A 19,344-nucleotide genomic window follows, 5' to 3' on the forward strand; every position below is an offset into this window, starting at 1 on the left:
CCCGCCCTGAAGCGTTATGCACTTCCACCCCAGGGGATGTCCCCTGGCGCCTTGGAGGCAGGCCATGCGCACCCACTTCGTCCGGCACCTGCTGGCACTCTCGCTCGTGCTCGCCACGGGCGCCCAGGCGGCCAGCCAGCCCTGGCGGAGCTCCCCTCATCCCGAGTCCGCCGCGTCCGGCCTGACGGGAGCGTGCGAGGACGCGCGGGACTTCCTGCTGGGCGCGGGCAGCGCCGACATCACCGGCCCCGCCGCCGAGGTGGGGATGATGGGCTACGGCATGCTGGAGCAGCAGACCACCGGCATCCACCAGCGGCTGCGCTCGCGCGCGTTCGTCATCGCCTCGCCCTGCAACGGCAAGCGGGTGGCCTTCGTCAGCGCGGACCTGGGCATGGTGTTCCAGGCGGTGAAGCAGCAGGTCGTGGAGCGGCTGCGCGCGCGTTATGGCGACCTGTACACCGACGACAACGTGCTGCTGAGCGCCACCCACACCCACTCCGGGCCCGGGGGCTATTCGCACTACACCTTCTACAACCTCACCACGCTGGGCTTCTCGCCGCAGAACTTCGAGGCCATCGTCTCCGGCATCGTCGCCTCCATCGTCCAGGCGCACGAGCGGCTCGCCGAGGGCACGCTGCGCCTGTCGTCAGGGGAGTTGTTCGGCGCCAGCCGCAACCGCTCCCCCGACGCCTACCTGCTCAACCCGGCCGAGGAGCGCGCCCGCTACGCGCACGACGTGGACACGCGGATGACGCTGCTGCGTCTCACCCGCGCGGATGGCACCGACATGGGGCTCATCAACTGGTTCGCGGTGCACGCCACGTCCATGGGCAACGGCAACACGCTCATCAGCGGCGACAACAAGGGCCTGGCCTCGTACCTCGCCGAGCAGGCGCAGGGGGCGGGGGACACGTTCGTCGCCGCCTTCGCCAACGCGAACGAGGGCGACGTGACGCCCAACATCCTGGGAGGCACGAACGGCGGCGGTGCCAATGACTTCGAGGACACGGACCTCTCCGGCCGCAAGCAGTACGACTTCGCCGCGAAGCTGTGGGCGGAGGCGAAGACGCCGCTCACGGGCGGCGTGGACTACCGGCACGTCTACGTGAAGATGGACGCGGTGGACGTGGCGCCCGCCTTCGCGGACGGCGCGCCGCGAGCCACCTGCCCGGCGGCCATCGGCGTGTCCATGCTGGCGGGGGCGGAGGATGGGCCGGGCGTCGGCGTGGAGGGCGTCACCTGCGCCGCCGGCCAGAATGCCTGGGGGCAGTTCAGTTGCTCGCTCGCCACCACGCCGTGTCAGGCGGAGAAGCCCATCGTCCTGGAGATGGGCAGCATGCGGCCCTTCCCGTGGACGCCGGAGGTGCTGCCCCTGCAACTGGTCACCATTGGCAACCTGGCGCTGGTGGCGGTGCCCTTCGAGCTGACGACCATGGCCGGACGCCGCCTGCGCGACACCGTGGAGACGGCGCTGGCGCCCGCGGGCGTGACGGACGTCGTCATCGCGGGCCTGTCCAATGCCTATTCGGGCTACGTGACCACCCGCGAGGAGTACGCGCGCCAGGACTACGAAGGGGCCTCCACGCACTTCGGCCCGTGGACGCTCGCGGCCCTCCAGCAGAACTTCCACCTGCTGGCCACGTCGCTGCGGGATGGCGCCGGTGTGCTTCCCGGGCCCACGCCCAGGGACCTGCGCAAGGAGCAGCTCAGCCTGCAACCCGGCGTGGTGTTCGACGACAAGCTCTTGTGGGTGGACTTCGGCGAGGTCGTCACCGACGCGCGGCCCACGTACTCGCGCGGTGACACGGCGAGCGCCACCTTCTGGGGCGGGCATCCCAAGAATGACTTGCGCCAGGAGGGCACCTTCCTGCGCGTGCAGCGGCGCGAGCCGGACGGCTCCTGGACGGACGTGGCCACCGACGCGGACCCGGCCACGCGCTACCAGTGGCGGCGCGAGAACTGCGTGCCCACGTTGGCGTGCTCCCACGTCACCGTGACGTGGGGCATCCCCGACGACACGGCGCCGGGCACGTACCGGCTCGTCCACGAGGGCAACTGGAAGTCGGGCTGGGACGGCAACGTGCGGCCCTACTCCGGTGCCTCACGGACCTTCACGGTGAAGTGACGCGCGGCCCGCGTCACAGCACCACCTCCGCGCGCATCAACGTGGACGCGGGCGTGGTCAGCCGGTGGGGCTGCACGCGGCGGATGAGCTCGCACAGCCGGGCGGATGGGTTGATGAACTGCACGCCCACGCCCGTGGACAACATGCCCCACGTTTGCGCCTGGGCGGCGTCCACGTGGCGCACCACCTCGCCCGCGCACTCCACCAGCTCGCCGGCCAGCAGCAGGGTGAACTCCAGCCGGTTGAACAGGCGCGGGAAGGGGTCCGCGCAGCACATGAAGAGCCCGCCCCGGCTCAGCTCCGTGCACAGCACCTCCACGTCGCCCTCGCCGGAGCGGCGCCGCACCCGCGCCACCCACGTCAGGGGTGGGGTGAGCGCGTTGGGCTCCGTCGCCGGGTCCTCCATGTCCAGCCACGCCAGGGACGGCACCGGCGTGTGGCTGCGCGGCGGCGGCGTCTGGGGGGATAGGGCGTCCGCCAGCGGCTGGGCGGCGGCCAGCAGCAGGGCCTCCTTGAACTCCAGCGCGGTGGCGTAGCGGTCCTCGCAGCGGCGCGACAGCGCGCGCAGCAGCACCTCCGACAAGGCGGGCGGCACCCCGGGCACCAGCAGGTGCGGCGGCGGCGCGCCCACCGGGCCCGTGCCCAGCGCCAGCTCCACCATCTGTCCCCGCTCGAAGGGGAGCTGCCCCGTGGACAGGTAATAGGCCGTCACCGCCAGCGCGTAGATGTCCGCGCGTCCGTCCACCGGCTGCCCCGCGGACTGCTCGGGCGCCATGTACGCCGGCGTGCCCAGGACGATGCCCGCCGCCGTCTCATCCTCCCCCGGGTGGGGGCGGCGCGCCTTGGCCACGCCGAAGTCCAGCACGCGCAGCGACGGCGGCTCGCCCGCGTGCCGCACCACGAAGAGGTTGTCCGGCTTCAAGTCCCGGTGCACCACGCCGCACCGGTGCGCCGCGTCCAGCGCGTCACACGCCTGCGCCAGCAGCGACACCAACGCCGCGGGCACCATGGGCCGGGGCAGGTGCGACATGGGCACGCCTTCCAGGTACTCCATGACGAAGTAGTGGATGCCGCCGGGCGCCTCGTTGATGTCGAAGATGTGGACGATGTTCGGATGGCCCACCATGTTGACCGTGCGTGCCTCCGCGTAGAAGCGCGCGCGCAGGCTTTCGTCCCGGCCCAGGTGGGGGTGCAGCACCTTCACCGCCACCCGTGCGCCAATGCGCGTCTGCTCGCCCAGGTAGACGGTGCCCATCCCTCCAGCGCCCAGCCGGCGGACCAGCCGGTAACTTCCCAACGTCTGGCCCGTGAGGTCCACGGGAGGTGCCTCCGCGTCGCCCGTGGACAGGTACACCTGCGTCCAGGGCTCGCCGCCACACGCCACATCGTGGGGATGCTCGGTCAGACAGAGCTCGCAGTGCATGGTTCCCTGAAGCAGACACCAGGGTGGCGCCCGGGCGCGCATCACCCCGGGCACGCACCGTCTGTCAGGTGGCAATGCGGCGCCGCTCCGTCGACCAGCGGACCGGTGACTCCTGCCGCGGGACGGCTGGCCTCAGCTCGCGGCGAAGGGGGCGGCGTCGACGCGCACACCCACGTACGACGGGAAGCGTGGCACGCCGTCGTTGGACAGCTCCTGGTAGCGGAAGGTGATGATGGCACCCACGGGGGGCGGCGCTGCGCGCTCCGCGTCCGACAGGCCCGTGCCCACGCTGAAGCGCGTGCCGTTGCGCAGCTCCACCTCCAGCGCGCCCAGGCGGCCCTTGTGGCGGCCCGCGCCCGCCACGTGTCCCACCACGCGCGCTTCGTCGTCCTTGAAGCTCTTCACCTTGAGCAGCGTATGGGAGCGGCCCGCCTCGTAGCGCGACCCGGGCTGACGCAGCATGAGGCCCTCTCCACCCAGCGCCTCCACGCGCGCCAGCTCCGCGCGCAGGTGCGGCGTGCCGTCACAGCGCGCGTGGGCATGCCACTGCGCATACCCGGGCTTCGTCTCCTCCATCCACTGCCGGCAGCGCTCCAGCCGCGCCTCGAAGGTGCCTTCCACGCCGGGCGCGTCGAAGGCGACGAAGGCCAGCTCCTTCCAATCGTCGCTGCGGTCCTGCCGGCGGACGATGCTCACCGTGCGCTGGAAGCGCTTGCGCCCGCCGAACAGCTCTCCGTCGAGCGGGAAGTCCGGCAGCCCCGCCGTGAACCACTCCGGCGCGAGGAACGCGTTGCCCAGCCGCGACCAGAACTGCTTCCCGTCCCAGTACGCGCGCACGCCGTCCAGCTTCTCGCTCATCCACCAGCCGGTGAGGTCCACGTCGTTCTCCCACGACTGGGCCAGCAGCAGGGGCGGGGCCTTGGTGTCGTCGCTGGCGGACGTGCTCCTCGTCGGACGCGCGGGGACCGCGGGCGCGCCGGACGCGTCTCCGCCGATGCGCGCGTCCTCCGCGGCGTCTCCGCGCACGCGGCGCAGGTGCTTGCAGGTGCGCCGCTCGATGGCCACCGATTGGTTGCGCCAGGCGGGGCATGAACACGAATACACACCGCCGGTGTTCTTGAGGATGTAGGGCTTGGAACCCGAGCCCTGAACCGAGACCTGCTCCCCGTCCGCGATGTCCGCCATGACCGACCCTCCGTGCCGCATCCGGAGCGGCGATGGGATGAAGCATACCCCCTGGGGCTGACGTCTCAGGACGTGATGCGGTGGGCATTCCGCCTCGGATGGGGTGGCGCCAGGCCGTTGGGCACCTCACGATGATGTGGAGTGCGCCCCGGAACCAGGAGGAGTCGCGTCAATGGTCGTCATCATCATGGGGGTGTCCGGAGCGGGGAAGACGACGGTGGGCCGCACCCTGGCGGCCGAGCTGGGCTGGCGCTTCATCGACGCGGATGACCTGCACCCGCGCTCCAACGTGATGAAGATGGCCGCGGGCACGCCGCTGACGGACGAGGACCGCGCCCCCTGGCTGCGCAAGCTGCGCGATGAAGTGGCGCGGGCGCTGGCGCAGGGCGAGGACGTGGTGATGGCGTTCTCCGGCCTCAAGCAGGCCTACCGCACGCTGCTGGAGGAGCTGGACCCCGCACACGTGAGGTGGGTGTTCCTGCACGCGCCGCATGAGGTGCTCGCCCGCCGGATGTCGCAGCGCCAGGGCCACTTCATGCCCGCGTCCCTGCTGGAGAGTCAGCTGGCGACCATGGAACTGCCCTCGCGCGCGCTCAGCGTGGACGTGACGCCGCCGCCAGCGGACATCGTGAAGCGCATCCGTGCGGAGCTGGGTGTCTGACGGCTGAACTCCCGCGTTGACGCAGGAGGACGGCCCGTCCCTTGGTGGCCCGGCTGGTGTATAGCGCTCCGCTGGGTTGCCACCTTTCCGCTTCATCCACCCTCAAGGACCCACGCAATGCCCACCGCTTCGACGCCGCCCATCTCCGCCCAGGATGCTCTTGCGCGCCTTCGGGAGGGCAATCAGCGGTTCGTCCTGAACGCGCGCAACATGGAGAACCCGCTCGGCCGCTCCGCCCGGCAGGCGCTGGTGGCGGGGCAGAGTCCCTTCGCCATCATCCTCTCGTGTTCGGACTCGCGCGCGCCGTCGGAGTACATCTTCGACCAGGGGTTGGGGGACCTGTTCGTCATCCGCGTGGCGGGCAACGTCGTCGCGCCGTCGCTGGTAGGCAGCGTGGAGTTCGCGGCGGCGAAGTTCGGCACGCGCCTGGCGGTGGTGATGGGGCATTCGCACTGCGGCGCCATCCAGGCCACGCTGGACTACGTGCGTGAAGGCAAGAGCGAGGCGTCCGAGAACATCCGCGACATCGTGGAGCGCTGCCTCGAGCCGGTGACGACGGTGGTGAGCGCCGCCGGGCCGAAGGCGGATCCGGAGTTCCTGATGAAGGAAGCCGTCCGCGCCAACATCCGCAACTCCTGCGACACTCTCCGCCATGGCAGCCGCCTGCTGGAGCGTCTGTGCCGCGAGGAAGGCATGCGCATCGTCGGCGCCGAGTACTCGCTGGAGACGGGCGCGGTCGACTTCTTCAACGGCGTCTGAGAGAGGACACTTTCATGAAGAAGCTGGTCAACGCCCCTCGCGCGGTGGTGCGGGAGATGCTGGAGGGGTTGGTCTCGCTCGCCCCCGGGCAGGCGCTGCTGGAGGGGGAGTCGGTGGTGCTCCGCGCCGACACGCCTTCCGACGTCCGCGCGCGCAAGGTGGCTGTCATCTCCGGTGGCGGCAGCGGCCATGAACCCGCGCACGCGGGCTACGTGGGCGCGGGCATGCTGGACGCGGCGGTGGCAGGTGACGTCTTCACCTCGCCCAGCACCGATGCCGTGCTGGCCGCCATCCGCGCCGTCGCGGGGCCCGCGGGCGCGCTGCTCGTCGTGAAGAACTACACCGGGGACCGGCTCAACTTCGGGCTCGCCGCCGAGCTGGCGCGCGCCGAGGGCATCCCCGTGGAGACGGTGGTGGTTGCGGACGACGTGTCCCTGCACGACACGGTGGAGCCCGCGCGGCGCCGGGGCATCGCGGGCACGGTGCTGGTCCACAAGGTCGCGGGCGCGGCGGCCGCGGCGGGCGCGGCGCTCCAGGACGTCCTCCGCGAGGCCACCGAGGCGGCGGAGGCGCTGGGCACCATGGGCGTGGCCCTGGGGCCCTGCACCGTGCCCGCGGCGGGCAAGCCGGGCTTCACGCTGGAGGAGGACGAAATCGAGCTGGGCCTGGGCATCCACGGCGAGCAGGGCGTGCGGCGCGTGCCGATGCAGACGGCGGACAGCCTGGTGGACACGCTGCTCACCACCATCGTCGAGGACCGGCGCATCAGCTCGGGAGACAGGGTGGTGCTGCTCGTCAACGGGCTGGGGGGCACGCCGCCCATGGAGCTGGCCATCGTCGCCCGGCGCGCGCTGGCCGCTCTGCGTCAGGGCGGCATCCGCGTGGAGCGCGCGTGGAGCGGGACGTTCCTCTCCGCGCTGGAGATGCCCGGCTGCTCGTTGACGCTGCTGAAGGTGGACGACGCGCGGCTGGCCCGCCTGGATGCGGCGGCGGATGCGCCCGCGTGGCCCGGCGCGGGACGGCTGCCGAAGGAGCCGGGGGTGTACCGGCCTTCGTCCGCGGCGTCTTCGGCATCGCTTCCGGCGGAGGCGCCGCGACCGGGGATGGACCGCTTCCGGAAGGCCGCCTTGTGGGTGGCGGACGCGTTCGAGCAGTCGGAGTCCCGGCTGACCGCGCTCGACAGCGCCGCGGGCGACGGTGACCTGGGCCTCAGTCTGGTGCGTGGCGCCGAGGCGATTCGCGCCCTCCCGGAGGACGCGTGGACGAGCCCCGCGCGCGCGCTGACGGCCATGGGCAATGCCCTGCGGCGCAGCATTGGCGGCAGCTCGGGGCCCTTCTACGCGACGGCGCTGCTGCGCGCCGCGCGCAGGCTGGCGGAAGGGCCCGTGGATGCCGCCGCTTGGGCCGAGGCCTTCGACCTGGCTGTCAGCGCCGTGTCGGAGCTGGGCGGCGCGCGGCCTGGGGACCGCACCATGCTCGATGCGCTCCGGCCCGCCGCGGACGCGTTCGCGAAGGGAGTGCGCGGCGGACAGGGGGCTCGTGAGGCCTGGGCCTCGGCGGTGCAAGCGGCCGAGGCGGGAGAGGCGGCGACGTCCCGGATGCAGCCGCGCCTGGGACGTGCCAGCTACCTGGGGGCGCGCGCCGTCGGTGTGCCGGACGCGGGCGCCGCCGCCGTGGTGGTGTGGATGAAGGCGCTCACGCCTGGCATTGGCTGAGCGCCGTCGGGATTCGGACCTTCCGGCCTATTGCACCCAGCGTTTGCTGGTCTGGTACACGTCCACCAGGGGGGAGACCAGGGTGAGGCGCGGCCCCCAACGGGTGGTGTCCTCCAGGTCTTCAACCCGCAGGGATTTCAGTGAAAGAATTTCCGACATACAGGCCAGCGGCGCGTGCTGCCAGACCCGGGTGAGGTCGTCGGCCGTCACGTCGCCGATGAGCTCGCCGTGCACGTCGTCCACCACCGGCAGCCTGCTCAGGCCATACCGCTGCATCAGTGACAGTGCCCTCACCACCGTGTCCCTGGGGAAGAGCGTCACTGCCTTCGCCACCGTGTCCTCGCGCTCCACGTACAGTTCCGTCATCACCGGCCTCGCCACCCTGTTGTTGCCCTGCGAGGCACCGTAGCAAGACAGTTGCCAACAACCGGGACGTTGCCCGGCATGGGCGGGGAGGCAGGCGAGGGCTGGCTGCTGTCTCCCGGGTGACACACTTCGTGAGACGAAGGCGGCTACAGCCGGATGCCCACCGAGGTTCGCAGCTGGGTGTCGAGCTTGGGGACGCCCAGGGGCGGAGAGTTGTCGAAGGTGAGGTTGAAGCCGATGCCCACCGAGAGGCGTTCGTTGGGCTTCACCTCGAAGATGGTGTCGTTGAGCAGGCGGATGTCGGCGGGGTTCGTCACGCGGGGTTGGGCGTAGAGCGTCTGCACCAGGAAGACGTTCTCCATGAACTCCAGCCGCCCCAGCACGTAGCTGGACAGGCGCGGGTCGGTGCGGAGCTCCCCGGCATCCGGTTCGGAATCCCGGCGGATGCGCTCGTGCTCCAGCATCAGCGCGAGCCCCACCACCAGCGTGGCCTTCTCGTCGGTCAACACCCTCACCCGGGGCCCCGCGCCCAGCAGGGCCCGGAACTGGATGCGGCGGAACTTGTCGAACTCGTGCTGGAGGAACACCTCGCCGGAGAGCCGCTTCGTGAATCCGTAGCGGTAGCGGACGTGCTCCATCACCTTGCTGACGATGACCTCATCGGCGGCGAAGGCGTACTCCCCCCGGATGACGGCCAGCCAGGTGTGCGTCTCGCTGCGCCACTGGCCCAGCAGGGCGCCGCGCACGCTGAAGAGGTGGGTGCTGCCCGTGCGCCAGTCCGCGCCCAGGTCCACGGCCGCCGAACGCCCCGGGCCCGTGTTCTCGTCGAACAGCGCTTGAACGTTGACGATCTGCGCCGCCGCGCTCGCCGCATGAAGCCACACGAGCAGCAGCACCCACCTGCTGGATTTCCGTCCCGCCATGGCCTGGGTCTGCCCCGTCGGCCGGCGTGTTTCAAGGGCGCCCGTGCAGCTCAGGGGAGGCGCTCCACCGTGGCCCCCGCGCGCTCCAGCAGCTCCCGGTACCAGTCGAAGGCGCGCGCGGTCCGCTCGCCCAGGGCCTTGGCGCCCCAGAGCACGGTGAGGGTGCGGTGGGTGTCCGCGTTCGTCTTGGTGCGCTGCGCGTCCTTGACGGCGTTGGCGCACGGGCCCTCCGCGTCGAAGAGGCACAGCAGGCCCGCCAGGTCGATGCTCTGCCCGGACGCGTTGAAGACGTACTGCGCGCCCTCCGGGGCCACGCCCACGCGGAAGGGGGCGGTGGCCCGGTCCAGGTCCACCACGCTGATGGGCAGGCCGCTGTGCAGGGACACCGCGTTGCAGGCATCCACGGCCAGGTTGATGGCGCCCAGCGAGCCGTCACCCGAGGCGCGCACCAGGTACTCCGACGCGGGCTTGCCACGCCCGGTGGGCTTGTAGCCGCCGTGGCGGAGCATGTCGCGGATGGCGCCGCGCACGGTGTCGTCGCTGGACAGGGGGGCGGTGGCGCCGGGCTTCAGCAGGGCCACCAGCCACTCCGGGGAGGGCAGTCCGCCCAGCGGCCCGGGGAAGGTGGTGGTGAAGGCCAGGGTGTCCAGGGAGGGGTGGGCGTCGACGGTCAGCACGGCGCGGCAGTCTATGCCATGGCGCGAGTGGGGGCAGGTCCCACTTCAAGCCTGGGACCGGGGGCTCCCCCGCCTGTCCGCTCCCATGCAAGAGAAGTCGCTTCCCAGGGGTTCGGAACATTCTTTCCGGGGCGGGCTACGTGGCATAAGGGCGCCGCACCCGCTTCCGGGCCCCCCGCACGCACATGATTCGTCTCGACAACATCAGCAAGCAGAACGGCCAGCAGATTCTCTTCATCGAGGCCTCCGCGGCGCTCCACAAGGGGGAGAAGGTGGGCCTCGTCGGACCCAACGGGGCCGGCAAGACGACGCTGTTCCGGATGATTACCAGCCAGGAGCACCCCGACGAGGGCCAGGTCGCGGTCGACCGGGGCGTCACCATTGGCTACTTCAGCCAGGACGTGGGTGAAATGGAGGGCCGCAGCGCCGCCGCCGAGGTGATGGACGGCGCGGGCCCGGTGAGCACCGTGGCCGCCGAGCTGAAGGAGCTGGAGGCCGCCATGGCCGACCCGGACCAGGCGGACAACATGGACAAGCTCGTGGAGCGCTACGGCCTGGTCCAGGGGCGCTTCGAGGAGCTGGGCGGCTACGCGCTGGAAGGCCGCGCGCGGGAGATTCTCGCGGGCCTGGGCTTCACCCAGGAGATGATGGACGGCGACGTGGGCGCGCTGTCGGGTGGTTGGAAGATGCGCGTGGCGCTGGCCCGCATCCTCCTGATGCGTCCGGACGCGATGCTGCTCGACGAGCCGAGCAACCACCTCGACATCGAGAGCCTCATCTGGCTGGAGGAGTTCCTCAAGAACTACGACGGCGCGCTGCTGATGACGTCACACGACCGCGAGTTCATGAACCGCATCGTGAACAAGGTGGTGGAGATCGACGGCGGCTCGCTGTCGACCTACACCGGCAACTACGAGTTCTACGAGCAGCAGCGGGCGATGAACGAGAAGCAGCAGCAGGCGCAGTTCGAGCGCCAGCAGGCCATGCTCGCCAAGGAGCTGAAGTTCATCGAGCGCTTCAAGGCGCGCGCCTCGCACGCCGCGCAGGTGCAGAGCCGGGTGAAGAAGCTGGAGAAGATTGAGCGCGTGGAGCCGCCCAAGCGGCGCCAGACGGTGCTCTTCGAGTTCCAGCCGGCGCCGCGTTCGGGCGACGACGTGGTGAGCCTGAAGGGCGTTCACAAGGCCTACGGCAGCCGCATCATCTACGAGGGGCTGGACTTCCTGGTGCGCCGCACGGAGCGCTGGGCCGTCATGGGCGTCAACGGCGCGGGCAAGTCCACGCTGCTGAAGCTGGTGACGGGCTCCACGCAGCCGGACACGGGCAACGTGGCGCTGGGTGGCAGCGTGAAGATGGGTTACTTCGCGCAGCACGCCATGGACCTGCTGGACGGCGAGCGGACGGTGTTCCAGGCGCTGGAGGACGCCTTCCCCCGCGCGGGTCAGGGCTCGCTGCGGGCGCTGGCCGGCTGCTTCGGCTTCTCCGGCGACGAGGTGGAGAAGAAGTGCCGCGTGCTGTCCGGTGGTGAGAAGGCCCGGCTCGTCATGGCGAAGATGCTCTTCGACCCGCCGAACTTCCTGGTGCTGGACGAGCCCACCAACCACCTGGACATGGCCACGAAGGAGATGCTGATTACGGCGCTCTCCCGCTATGAGGGGACGATGCTGTTCGTCTCCCACGACCGTCACTTCCTGGCCGCGCTGTCCAACCGCGTGCTGGAGCTGACGCCCGAGGGCATCCACCAGTACGGCGGCGGCTACACCGAGTACGTGGCCCGCACCGGTCAGGAAGCGCCCGGTCTGCGGAGCTGAAGCACCGCGAGGGGCCCGGCGTCCACCGGGCACATCGCGCTTCACGGCGGCTCAGGGCTCCACGCGGCCCTGGGCCGTCAGGGCGCTTCGCAGCGCCCGCATCTCACCCAGCAGCTCCTTCGCCGCGCCCAGCGTCGCGGCCGAGGAGGCTACGGGCTCGGGCCGCGCCGGCTCGGGAGGCTGCGGCTCGCCCAGTCCGGCGTCCCGGTGCATGCGCACCCGCGCCATGATGACGTCGCGAATCTCCTCCGGATTGTCCACGCCCCGGAAGTGGGCCTCGTGCAGCCCTTCCGTGTGTGAGGCGTCCGCGTCCTGCGAGCCGCGCTTGCTGCCTCCGCCCGCCGTCTCCACCTTCACGTCGGCGATGCCGAACAGCCGCTGGAGCGGGTTCTGCCGGATGGAGACCTGTTGGATGTTGGCGAAGGTCATCGTCTTCTCCTGGATGGCGACGAGCCCTTCCCGGATGCGCAGGCTGCGGCCGGAGAGGATGTACCAGCGGTACTCGTAGTCGAGCCACGCCACCAGGAAGGTGATGGGGGCCTGCACGGCGAACGCGAGCCAGGCGAACATCTCGAAGGCGAAGAAGACCGAGTCCGCATGCGCGTAGGGCAGGTGCGGGACGAACCGGTTCTTCACCGCCACCCAGGTGAAAATCAGGCCCACTACGACGCCGGCCTGCCGCAGGCCCCAACGGAGCAACTGGAGCTGGCGATGGGCCAGGGCGGCGCGGAACACGCGAACCGCCGCACCTTCGGGGATGTGCGGCGCGGGGGGCACCTTCAGCAGGCGCAGGAGCCAGGCGGGCGCGGCGTCAGACATCCTGCTTCTCCCGCGTGGCGCCGCTGTCCAGGCTGAGCCGCAGGGCGCGCACCTCCTCGGCAATCTCGCGGAGCGTGGCCGCCAGCGCGTCATGGTCGCCGGCGGGCATGGCGCGTGCGCTCTCCTGCGTAGGCGTGGGCCGTTCGCGGCTTCCGCGCATCCTCGAATAGAGGAAGTCCCGCATCGCCTCGTACGCGGGAACGCCCTCGATGGTGATTTCCGCCTGTGAGTTGCCGCTCGCCGTCTGGATTTGGATGCGCGCCAGCCCCAGCCAGCGCTCCACCAGGTTGCTGGACAGGTGGATGTCCTGGATGCGCGCGTAGGTGAGGGACACCTCCCGCCGGAAGAGGATGCCCCAGCGGACGGTGATGCCTTCGTCGTCCAGCGTGTAGCGCAGCGTCTGGTACTTGAAGTAGCGGATGAGCCCGAGAATGGGGAAGCCGGGCCCGGCCAGCAGCGCGCTGACGAGGTAGTAGGTGAGCAGGCTGCGGTGCGGTTGCAGCACCGTGGGCAGGCGCGACAGGAAGCCCCCGTCACCATCGGGGACCACCGTCAGAGGGGAGGGCGACCCCGGGTCTGTCATGTGCGGCTCACCAGCAGGCGTCTTTCTCGAGAGAGGACTCAGGCATTACGGACCGGAGCATCTCTCATTTCACGCCTATTCGAACAACCGCCCCGCCAGCCGCGCCAGCTTCTGCGCCTTGCCCGTGAAGGGCGGGAAGAACAGGTGGACCAGGGACGTGCGCCCCTGGCGCAGCACCGCGCGCTCGTGGCTGAAGGTCCGGAAACCCGTCTCGCCGTGATACGCGCCCACGCCGCTGGCGCCCACGCCGCCGAAGGGCAGGTTCGGATTCACGTTGTGCAGCACGACCGTGTTGATGCACGTGCCGCCCGCGCGAGTCTCCCGCAGCAGCCGCTCCACCGTGGCCTCGTCGTTGCTGAACACGTAGAGCGCCAGGGGCTTGCCGTCCTCGCGCACGTGCGACACCACTTCGTCCAGGGACTCGAAGCGCAGCACCGGCAGCACCGGTCCGAAAATCTCCTCGGCCATGATGGGCGCGTCCGGCGTCACGTCCGCGAGCACCGTGGGCGCGATGTAACGCGACTCCGCGCCCACGCCGCCTCCCACCACCACGCGCGCGCCGGCCTCCACGGTGCGGTCCATCAACTGGCGCACCCGCGTGAAGGCGCCGTCATCCACCATGCGGCACAGGTCCAGGCTCGCGCGGCGCGCCTCTTCGGTGCGGCCGTAGAAGCGCTCCAGGGCCTCCTTCATCGCCTCCAGCAGGGCCTCTTCCTTCGACGCGTGGACCCAGACGTGGTCGGGGGCGATGCACGTCTGGCCGCCGTTGAGGAACTTGCCCCACACCACGCGCTCGGCGGCGGCGGCGACATCCGCCGTCTCATCGACGATGACGGGCGACTTGCCACCCAGCTCCAACGTCACGCTGGCCAGGTGCTTCGCCGCGGCCTCCATCACCCGCCGGCCCACGCGGGCCCCGCCGGTGAAGAAGAAGTGGTCGAAGGGAAGCCGCAGCAGCGCCTCGCCCACCTCCGGGCCTCCCTCCACCACCGCGACCTCTTCTGGGGGAAAGACATCCTTCACCAGCTCCGCGATGAAGCGCGCCGTGTTGGGCGTCTTCTCACTGGGCTTGCAGAGGACGGCGTTGCCCGCGGCCACCGCGGCGACCAGCGGCGACACCAGCAGGTGGAAGGGGTAGTTCCACGGGGCCAGCACCAGCACCACGCCCCGGGGCTCGTACTGCACCAGGCTGGACGTGCCGGTGAGCAGCAGGGGCGTGGAGACCTTCCGGGGCTTCATCCACGTCTTGAGGTGCTTCTGGATGGAGGCCAGCTCCATCAGGACGGGGAGGACCTCGGTGGCCTCCACCTCCGCGCGCGGCTTGCGGAAGTCGGCGTGGAGCGCCTCGGCCAGGGCCTCGCGCCGGGCGACGAGCAGCGACTTGAGCTGCTCCAGCCGGGCCAGCCGTTCCTTCACGCCGCGGCGCGCCACCTCCCAGCGATTCGCATGGAGACGGTCGAACGCCTCCTGCACGCCGTCCGGCATCCGTGCTTCTTCCAGCTTCACCACGCGCATCGCCCGGCTCCTTCCGGAGGTGCCCCGGCCTGGGGTGCCTACTCCATCAGCCGGGTCGCGCGGGAGGCCAATTCCTGCGCCTTCCCGCGATACGGCGGGAAGAACACCGAAGCCAGCGACTTCATCCATTGAACCATCACTGCCCGCTCGTGGCTGAACGTCTTGAAGCCGAAATGGCCGTGGTAGTTCCCCAGGCCACTGGTGCCAACCCCGCCGAACGGGAGGTTGGGGTTCGCGAGGTGGACGAGCACGTTGTTCACCACCGCGCCACCCGACGTGGTGTTCTGGAAGATGTCTTCCACCGCCCGCTTGTCCTGGCTGAACACGTAGAGGGCCAAAGGCTTCCCGCCCGCGCGGATGTGCGCGTAGACCTCTTCACGGGACTGGAAGGTGAGCACCGGCAGCACCGGTCCGAAAATCTCGCCCTCCATCGCCGGGCTCTCCGCCGTCACGCCGGACAGCACGGTGGGCGCGATGTAGCGCGAGGGCTCGTCCGTCTCCCCGCCCACCTCCAGCTTCGCTCCCGCGGCCACCGAGCGCTCGAGCAGGTCCTTCACCCGCCGCCACGCCACCGGGTCCACCAGCCGCGTCAGGTCAGGGCTCGCCTGCCGCTCCTGCTCGGTGCCGCCGTAGAAGCGCGTGATGGACGCCTTGAGCGCGTCCAGGAACGCCCGCTCCTTCGACGCGTGCACGAACACGTAGTCCGGCGCCACGCACGTCTGGCCGCCGTTGACGAACTTGCCCCAGCACAGGCGCTCGGCGGCGGCGGCGACGTCCGCCGTCTCATCGACGATGACGGGCGACTTGCCACCCAGCTCCAGCGTCACGCTGGCCAGGTGCTTCGCCGCGGCCTCCATCACCTTGCGGCCGATGCGCGTATTTCCGGTGAAGAAGATGTGGTCGAAGGGCAGCTCCAGCAGCGCCTCCGCCGTCTCCGCGCCGCCTTCGAACAGCGCCACCTCGTTCTCGGGGAACACGTCCTTCACCAGCTGCGCCAGGAAGCGCGAGGTGTGCGGCGTCTTCTCGCTGGGCTTGCAGATGACGGTGTTGCCCGCGGCGATGGCGGCCACCAGCGGCGACACCAGCAGGTTGAAGGGGTAGTTCCACGGCGACAGCAGCAGCACCGTGCCGCGCGCTTCGTAGCGCACGTGGCTGGACGAGCCCGCCAGCAGCATCGGCGTGCCCACCCGCATGGGCTTCATCCACGACTTGAGGTGCCGCACCGTGTGGTTCAGCTCCTCCAGCGTGGGGTGCAGCTCCGTCAGCTCCACCTCCACCGCGGGCTTGCGGAAGTCCGCGTGGATGGCGTCCGCCAGCTCCGCGCGGCGGGCGATGATGGCTTCGCGCAGCCGCTTCAGCCGGGCGATGCGCTCGGCGGCCGTGGTGCGGGACATCGTCCAGCGGTGCGCGCGCTGGGCTTCGAACACCGCGCGGATGCGCTCGGTGTCGGCGGTGGGCTGCGTGTTGGCTTGAGACGTTGCTTCGAGCATGGGGTTCTCCAGGGGGTGGGAAAGGGGCCTCAGCGGGACTCCAATCCGCGAAGAAGGGTGGTGAGGGCCGTCGTCAGCTCGGCGGTGAAGTCGACGCGCAGCGGCGCCAGGTGGGGCAGCGCCTCCAGCACCTCGCGCGCCACCGGGGCCACGTCCGCCATCTGCCGCAGGCCCGTCACGAGCGCGTGCAGGTGGATGAAGAAGCGCGGGCCTTCTCCGTCACGGAGGAAGGGCAGCCGCTGCTCCACCAGCGTGCCCGCGCGGAGCAGCGCCGCCAGCAGCCGCTCCTTGAACGGGCGGAGCTGCTCGGCCGTCACGTTCTGTTCCAGCACCGTCTGCAGCAGCGCGAGCAGCCGCGTCAGGGTCTCCTCGCCCTCCAGCGACTCGGCCACCGTGCGCGCCAGCCGGGGCCCCGTCCAGGCCGACGTGTCCTCCGCCAGCAACCCGTCCAGCCGGGCGAACCAGGCGAAGAGCAGGTCCTCCAGCAGCGCCAGGAACAGCGCCTCCTTGGTGGGGAAGTAGAGGAACACCGTGCCCTTGGCCAGCATCGCCCGGCCGGCCACGTCCGCCATCTTCACCTCGGCATAGGACGTCGCCTGATACAGGGCCAGGGCCTCATCCAGGATGAGTCGCCGCCGCGCTTCCTTGTCCTCGTCCTTCCGTGCTCGCTGGGGCAGGGCCCGATTCGCCTTCGCCGCTGAGGTGCTGGCCATGGCTCATGGATGAATGACCCACGGTCATTCGTCAAGTGACTCAAGGTCATTTGGTCGTCGGGTGGCGGGGTGAGGGCGTGTGTGCTGGAGTGTGCCCCATGCGTCCCATCGAGGCGGAGCTCCTGTCGGGCAGCGCGCTGTACCGGGAGGTGGTGTTGGAGAAGCTGCTCCACGCCCGGGAGTCGGTGTGGATGGCCACGGCCAACGTGAAGGCGATGTTCGTGGAGCACGGCGGCCGTTTCGTCCCGCTGGTGGATGTGCTGGACACGCTCGCCGCGCGTGGAGTGGCGCTGCGGCTGTTGCACGCGGAGCTGCCGAGCCGGCCCTTTCGCGCCGCCTTCGACCGGCAGGCGCGGCTGGTGGCGGGTGGCTTGTCGCTCAAGGTCTGCCCGCGCGTGCACTTCAAGGCGGTGGTGGTGGATGGCGCCTGGGCATACCTGGGCAGCGCCAACCTCACCGGCGCGGGGCTGGGCGCCAAGGGGGACTCCGCGCGCAACTTCGAGCTGGGCTTCGTCACCGAGGACTTCGACGTCATCGACCGGGTGACGGCGCTCTACGAAGCGGTGTGGAGCGGCGCCGAGTGCAAGTCATGCAAGCTCCGCGCGGTGTGCCCCGACCCCATTCTGCCCGCAGGCAAGCGAGCGCCCACGCCGCGCCGTCCGCGCGCGGATGCCCCACGTCTGGGCAAGGCGCGCCGTCTCCAGCGGGGCGCGAAGGCCGCCAAGCGCTAGGAACCCCACCCACGAGGTGTCAAAGACTTGCGCGTCACCCGCTGAATCGCGCGGTCCTGCCTGACGACGTTTGGGAATGTTGAGTGTCTGTGTTGACTGGCAGGGATTGCCAGGAGCCAGCGGCTTCCCGGCTCCAGGGCGTGACTACTCAGGGACTTCGGACGAGGCCGCGACGGGGCCCTGGCCGGGCGCTCCGGTCACTTCCTCCATCAGGGCCCCGGCGGGTGGTGGCGTGCCGTTGCCCTGCGGCTGCTTCTGCCGGTCCCGCCACGCGCTGGGGGATTCGCCCACCAGCTTGCGGAAGAGGCTGCTGAAGTGCTGGAGCGAGGCACAGCCCACCTCCACCGCCACCGCGGTGAGCTTCATGTTCGACTCGCGCAGCAGCGACTGCGCCATGCGCACCTGCACCGCGTTGAGCTCCGCCTGGAAGGACGTGCTGGCCTCCTTCAGCCTGCGTTGCAGCGTCCGTTCGGACATGCCCATCTCCCGGGCCACGTCCGACAGATTCACCTCCGGCAGCCGGCCCCGCATCACCTGGTGCAGCTCGCGCAGCAGGGGAGACTGGCCGGTGGCATCCGCGACCAGGCCGTTGAGCTCCGCCAGCAGCGCCGCGGCGTCGGCCTCCGGCTGTCCCAACCACTGAAGGGCGGCGTCGGGCGCCGTGAAGGCCCGGCTGGGATAGGCCCCGGACAGCAGCGTGTAGAAGCCGCCCACCACCGCGCCCACCACGCCTTCAGGCCGCACCAGCGCCTGCTTCAGCACGGAGGTGCTGAAGTCCTTCTCGCGGGGCTGCATGTATTTGACCAGGGCGGCAAAGGCCATGGGGTCGGCGGCCTCCAGCCGGCGCGCGTCCACCAGCGAGGCGTGGGGCTTGGCGGGGGACAACTCCACGTCCAGCACCTGGACGAGCCGGCGCACCTCGGCCTCTCCGGGACGTCCCCAGAGGACGAAGCCGCACAGGTCCGCCGAGGCGTACCAGTGGAGGAAGCCCTCCCCGGCTAGGTAACGGCCGTGGGGGTCCCGGAGGTAATCTTCGACTCCGTCTGCCGATCGCACGGTTTGGCAGAATAGCGCTTCACCACCCGTGCCACCCACAACGGATTGATGGGGGAGAGCCCGGTTGTCAGCTCCGGACGGAGCCTGGACGTCCGAGCGAGCTCCTCGGTGAGGGCCGGAAGCTCGTACCAGGGCACCTGCGGCTTCAGGTGATGGGCCTGGTGATGGCCCGCGTTGAAGAACCACCGGTTGTAGAAGGCGGAATAGGACGTGGTCCCCAGGGCGTCCTTCTGCTCGGAGTCCGTTTCGAAGTGGGCCGCCAGGTTGAGCCAGTGGATGCAGAACTGCGTCACCAGCAGCACCCCCCACCAGGCCAACCCCAGCGCGGGCTTCCACACGATGAGCGCCAGCAGCGCGCCGTCCACCACCAGGAAATCCACCGCCAGCTCCAGCCGCTGGTTCTTCTTCTTCGCCCACTGCCAGACCAGGCCCAGCGTCTCGTAGGGCCACAGCCACGGCGTCAGCGCCGAGCGCAGGCAGTAGCGGAAGACGCGCTCTCCGGGACGGCGGCGGCCCCAGTCGCCCGGGCCGTCATCGTACCGGTGGTGGTTGAAGTGGTGGATGAAGTAGCCCCGGTAGGGGAACCCACACGCCATGCCCAGCGCACGGGACACCACCCAGTGCGCCAGCGGAGGACGGGCGATGGACACGTGCATGTGGTTGTGCAGGACGGCGTAGTTCCAGAAGCAGATGGCCCAGCCCAGCAGGCACATGGCCAGCCGCCCCACCCAGGGAAGCGCGTCCCAGCTCAAGATGAAGGCCGGGAACCACCCCCACCACAACGCCTGTCTCTTA

At 70.4% G+C, this 19,344-nt stretch carries 18 protein-coding genes; 6 read left to right on the forward strand and 12 right to left on the reverse strand.

What is annotated here, in order from left to right; all coding sequences use genetic code 11:
* Positions 1 to 64 precede the first annotated feature (64 nt).
* Positions 65 to 2,125 (forward strand): neutral/alkaline ceramidase, encoded by a 2,061-nt coding sequence (locus HNV26_RS13305; protein ID WP_171440409.1) that lies wholly within the window; start codon positions 65 to 67, stop codon positions 2,123 to 2,125.
* 13 nt (positions 2,126 to 2,138) lie between these two features.
* Here HNV26_RS13305 and HNV26_RS13310 read toward each other — a convergent pair whose 3' ends face one another.
* Together HNV26_RS13310 and HNV26_RS13315 are read right to left on the reverse strand one after the other, a co-directional pair.
* Positions 2,139 to 3,548 (reverse strand): serine/threonine-protein kinase, encoded by a 1,410-nt coding sequence (locus tag HNV26_RS13310; RefSeq protein WP_171440408.1) that lies wholly within the window; start codon positions 3,546 to 3,548, stop codon positions 2,139 to 2,141.
* Positions 3,549 to 3,680: 132 nt separating this feature from the next.
* On the reverse strand, positions 3,681 to 4,733 hold the full coding sequence (locus tag HNV26_RS13315) for a DNA ligase (RefSeq protein ID WP_171440407.1): 1,053 nt from the start codon (positions 4,731 to 4,733) through the stop codon (positions 3,681 to 3,683).
* 172 nt (positions 4,734 to 4,905) lie between these two features.
* On the opposite strand from HNV26_RS13315, the gene HNV26_RS13320 reads away from it, so the two are divergent.
* The 3 genes from HNV26_RS13320 to HNV26_RS13330 all read left to right on the forward strand — a co-directional run bounded on the left by HNV26_RS13320 (position 4,906) and on the right by HNV26_RS13330 (position 7,868).
* Complete coding sequence (locus HNV26_RS13320) at positions 4,906 to 5,394, forward strand: gluconokinase (RefSeq protein ID WP_171440406.1); 489 nt, start codon at positions 4,906 to 4,908, stop codon at positions 5,392 to 5,394.
* A 117-nt stretch (positions 5,395 to 5,511) separates the two neighbouring features.
* The gene (locus HNV26_RS13325; protein WP_140860372.1) at positions 5,512 to 6,153 is read left to right on the forward strand and encodes a carbonic anhydrase; all 642 of its coding nucleotides are present in this window, start codon (positions 5,512 to 5,514) and stop codon (positions 6,151 to 6,153) included.
* A gap of 14 nt (positions 6,154 to 6,167) precedes the next feature.
* Entirely contained in the window at positions 6,168 to 7,868 is a 1,701-nt protein-coding gene (locus HNV26_RS13330; protein ID WP_171440405.1) for a dihydroxyacetone kinase family protein, read from the forward strand.
* Positions 7,869 to 7,895: 27 nt separating this feature from the next.
* Here HNV26_RS13330 and HNV26_RS13335 read toward each other — a convergent pair whose 3' ends face one another.
* The 3 genes from HNV26_RS13335 to HNV26_RS13345 all read right to left on the reverse strand — a co-directional run bounded on the left by HNV26_RS13335 (position 7,896) and on the right by HNV26_RS13345 (position 9,834).
* A complete protein-coding gene (locus tag HNV26_RS13335; protein WP_171440404.1) occupies positions 7,896 to 8,234 on the reverse strand; it encodes a CBS domain-containing protein in 339 nt (112 codons plus the stop codon).
* A 146-nt stretch (positions 8,235 to 8,380) separates the two neighbouring features.
* Positions 8,381 to 9,157, reverse strand: coding sequence for a DUF481 domain-containing protein (locus HNV26_RS13340; RefSeq protein WP_171440403.1), 777 nt, complete (start codon positions 9,155 to 9,157; stop codon positions 8,381 to 8,383).
* A gap of 50 nt (positions 9,158 to 9,207) precedes the next feature.
* The gene (locus HNV26_RS13345) at positions 9,208 to 9,834 is read right to left on the reverse strand and encodes a phenylalanine--tRNA ligase beta subunit-related protein (RefSeq protein ID WP_171440402.1); all 627 of its coding nucleotides are present in this window, start codon (positions 9,832 to 9,834) and stop codon (positions 9,208 to 9,210) included.
* A 185-nt stretch (positions 9,835 to 10,019) separates the two neighbouring features.
* On the opposite strand from HNV26_RS13345, the gene HNV26_RS13350 reads away from it, so the two are divergent.
* Positions 10,020 to 11,642, forward strand: coding sequence for an ABC-F family ATP-binding cassette domain-containing protein (locus HNV26_RS13350; protein ID WP_171440401.1), 1,623 nt, complete (start codon positions 10,020 to 10,022; stop codon positions 11,640 to 11,642).
* Between the two features lie 51 nt (positions 11,643 to 11,693).
* Here HNV26_RS13350 and HNV26_RS13355 read toward each other — a convergent pair whose 3' ends face one another.
* From HNV26_RS13355 to HNV26_RS13375, 5 genes are all read right to left on the reverse strand, one after another.
* Positions 11,694 to 12,461 carry a PH domain-containing protein gene (locus tag HNV26_RS13355; RefSeq protein ID WP_171440400.1) on the reverse strand — a complete coding sequence of 256 codons (768 nt, stop codon included), beginning with the start codon at positions 12,459 to 12,461 and terminating at the stop codon, positions 11,694 to 11,696.
* A complete protein-coding gene (locus HNV26_RS13360) occupies positions 12,454 to 13,044 on the reverse strand; it encodes a PH domain-containing protein (protein ID WP_171440399.1) in 591 nt (196 codons plus the stop codon). The genes HNV26_RS13355 and HNV26_RS13360 overlap by 8 nt, the downstream gene beginning before the upstream one ends.
* Before the next feature lie 75 nt (positions 13,045 to 13,119).
* Positions 13,120 to 14,559: an aldehyde dehydrogenase family protein gene (locus tag HNV26_RS13365; RefSeq protein ID WP_171440398.1), complete on the reverse strand. Its 1,440-nt coding sequence runs from the start codon at positions 14,557 to 14,559 to the stop codon at positions 13,120 to 13,122.
* Positions 14,560 to 14,597: 38 nt separating this feature from the next.
* A complete protein-coding gene (locus tag HNV26_RS13370; RefSeq protein ID WP_171440397.1) occupies positions 14,598 to 16,049 on the reverse strand; it encodes an aldehyde dehydrogenase family protein in 1,452 nt (483 codons plus the stop codon).
* A gap of 29 nt (positions 16,050 to 16,078) precedes the next feature.
* Positions 16,079 to 16,762: a TetR/AcrR family transcriptional regulator gene (locus HNV26_RS13375; RefSeq protein ID WP_171440396.1), complete on the reverse strand. Its 684-nt coding sequence runs from the start codon at positions 16,760 to 16,762 to the stop codon at positions 16,079 to 16,081.
* Positions 16,763 to 16,860: 98 nt separating this feature from the next.
* Between HNV26_RS13375 and HNV26_RS13380 the strand changes: the two genes are divergently transcribed.
* Complete coding sequence (locus HNV26_RS13380; RefSeq protein WP_171440395.1) at positions 16,861 to 17,493, forward strand: phospholipase D-like domain-containing protein; 633 nt, start codon at positions 16,861 to 16,863, stop codon at positions 17,491 to 17,493.
* 144 nt (positions 17,494 to 17,637) lie between these two features.
* Here HNV26_RS13380 and HNV26_RS13385 read toward each other — a convergent pair whose 3' ends face one another.
* Together HNV26_RS13385 and HNV26_RS13390 are read right to left on the reverse strand one after the other, a co-directional pair.
* Positions 17,638 to 18,411, reverse strand: a complete 774-nt coding sequence (locus HNV26_RS13385) for a helix-turn-helix transcriptional regulator (RefSeq protein WP_171440428.1) — start codon at positions 18,409 to 18,411, stop codon at positions 17,638 to 17,640.
* 80 nt (positions 18,412 to 18,491) lie between these two features.
* Positions 18,492 to 19,331 (reverse strand): fatty acid desaturase family protein, encoded by an 840-nt coding sequence (locus HNV26_RS13390; RefSeq protein ID WP_253816538.1) that lies wholly within the window; start codon positions 19,329 to 19,331, stop codon positions 18,492 to 18,494.
* Between the last annotated feature and the right edge of the window lie 13 nt (positions 19,332 to 19,344).

This window comes from Myxococcus xanthus (assembly GCF_013116825.1).
Taxonomy (GTDB): Bacteria; Myxococcota; Myxococcia; order Myxococcales; family Myxococcaceae; genus Myxococcus; species Myxococcus xanthus_B.

Coding starts and splice junctions, on each gene's coding strand:
- HNV26_RS13360 (WP_171440399.1), bottom strand. CDS start 13,044: ATGACAGACCCGGGGTCGCCCTCCCCTCTGACGGTGGTCCCCGATGGT.
- HNV26_RS13340 (WP_171440403.1), bottom strand. CDS start 9,157: ATGGCGGGACGGAAATCCAGCAGGTGGGTGCTGCTGCTCGTGTGGCTT.
- HNV26_RS13325 (WP_140860372.1), top strand. CDS start 5,512: ATGCCCACCGCTTCGACGCCGCCCATCTCCGCCCAGGATGCTCTTGCG.
- HNV26_RS13375 (WP_171440396.1), bottom strand. CDS start 16,762: ATGGCCAGCACCTCAGCGGCGAAGGCGAATCGGGCCCTGCCCCAGCGA.
- HNV26_RS13320 (WP_171440406.1), top strand. CDS start 4,906: ATGGTCGTCATCATCATGGGGGTGTCCGGAGCGGGGAAGACGACGGTG.
- HNV26_RS13310 (WP_171440408.1), bottom strand. CDS start 3,548: ATGCACTGCGAGCTCTGTCTGACCGAGCATCCCCACGATGTGGCGTGT.
- HNV26_RS13335 (WP_171440404.1), bottom strand. CDS start 8,234: ATGACGGAACTGTACGTGGAGCGCGAGGACACGGTGGCGAAGGCAGTG.
- HNV26_RS13315 (WP_171440407.1), bottom strand. CDS start 4,733: ATGGCGGACATCGCGGACGGGGAGCAGGTCTCGGTTCAGGGCTCGGGT.
- HNV26_RS13350 (WP_171440401.1), top strand. CDS start 10,020: ATGATTCGTCTCGACAACATCAGCAAGCAGAACGGCCAGCAGATTCTC.
- HNV26_RS13305 (WP_171440409.1), top strand. CDS start 65: ATGCGCACCCACTTCGTCCGGCACCTGCTGGCACTCTCGCTCGTGCTC.
- HNV26_RS13380 (WP_171440395.1), top strand. CDS start 16,861: ATGCGTCCCATCGAGGCGGAGCTCCTGTCGGGCAGCGCGCTGTACCGG.
- HNV26_RS13365 (WP_171440398.1), bottom strand. CDS start 14,559: ATGCGCGTGGTGAAGCTGGAAGAAGCACGGATGCCGGACGGCGTGCAG.
- HNV26_RS13370 (WP_171440397.1), bottom strand. CDS start 16,049: ATGCTCGAAGCAACGTCTCAAGCCAACACGCAGCCCACCGCCGACACC.
- HNV26_RS13355 (WP_171440400.1), bottom strand. CDS start 12,461: ATGTCTGACGCCGCGCCCGCCTGGCTCCTGCGCCTGCTGAAGGTGCCC.
- HNV26_RS13330 (WP_171440405.1), top strand. CDS start 6,168: ATGAAGAAGCTGGTCAACGCCCCTCGCGCGGTGGTGCGGGAGATGCTG.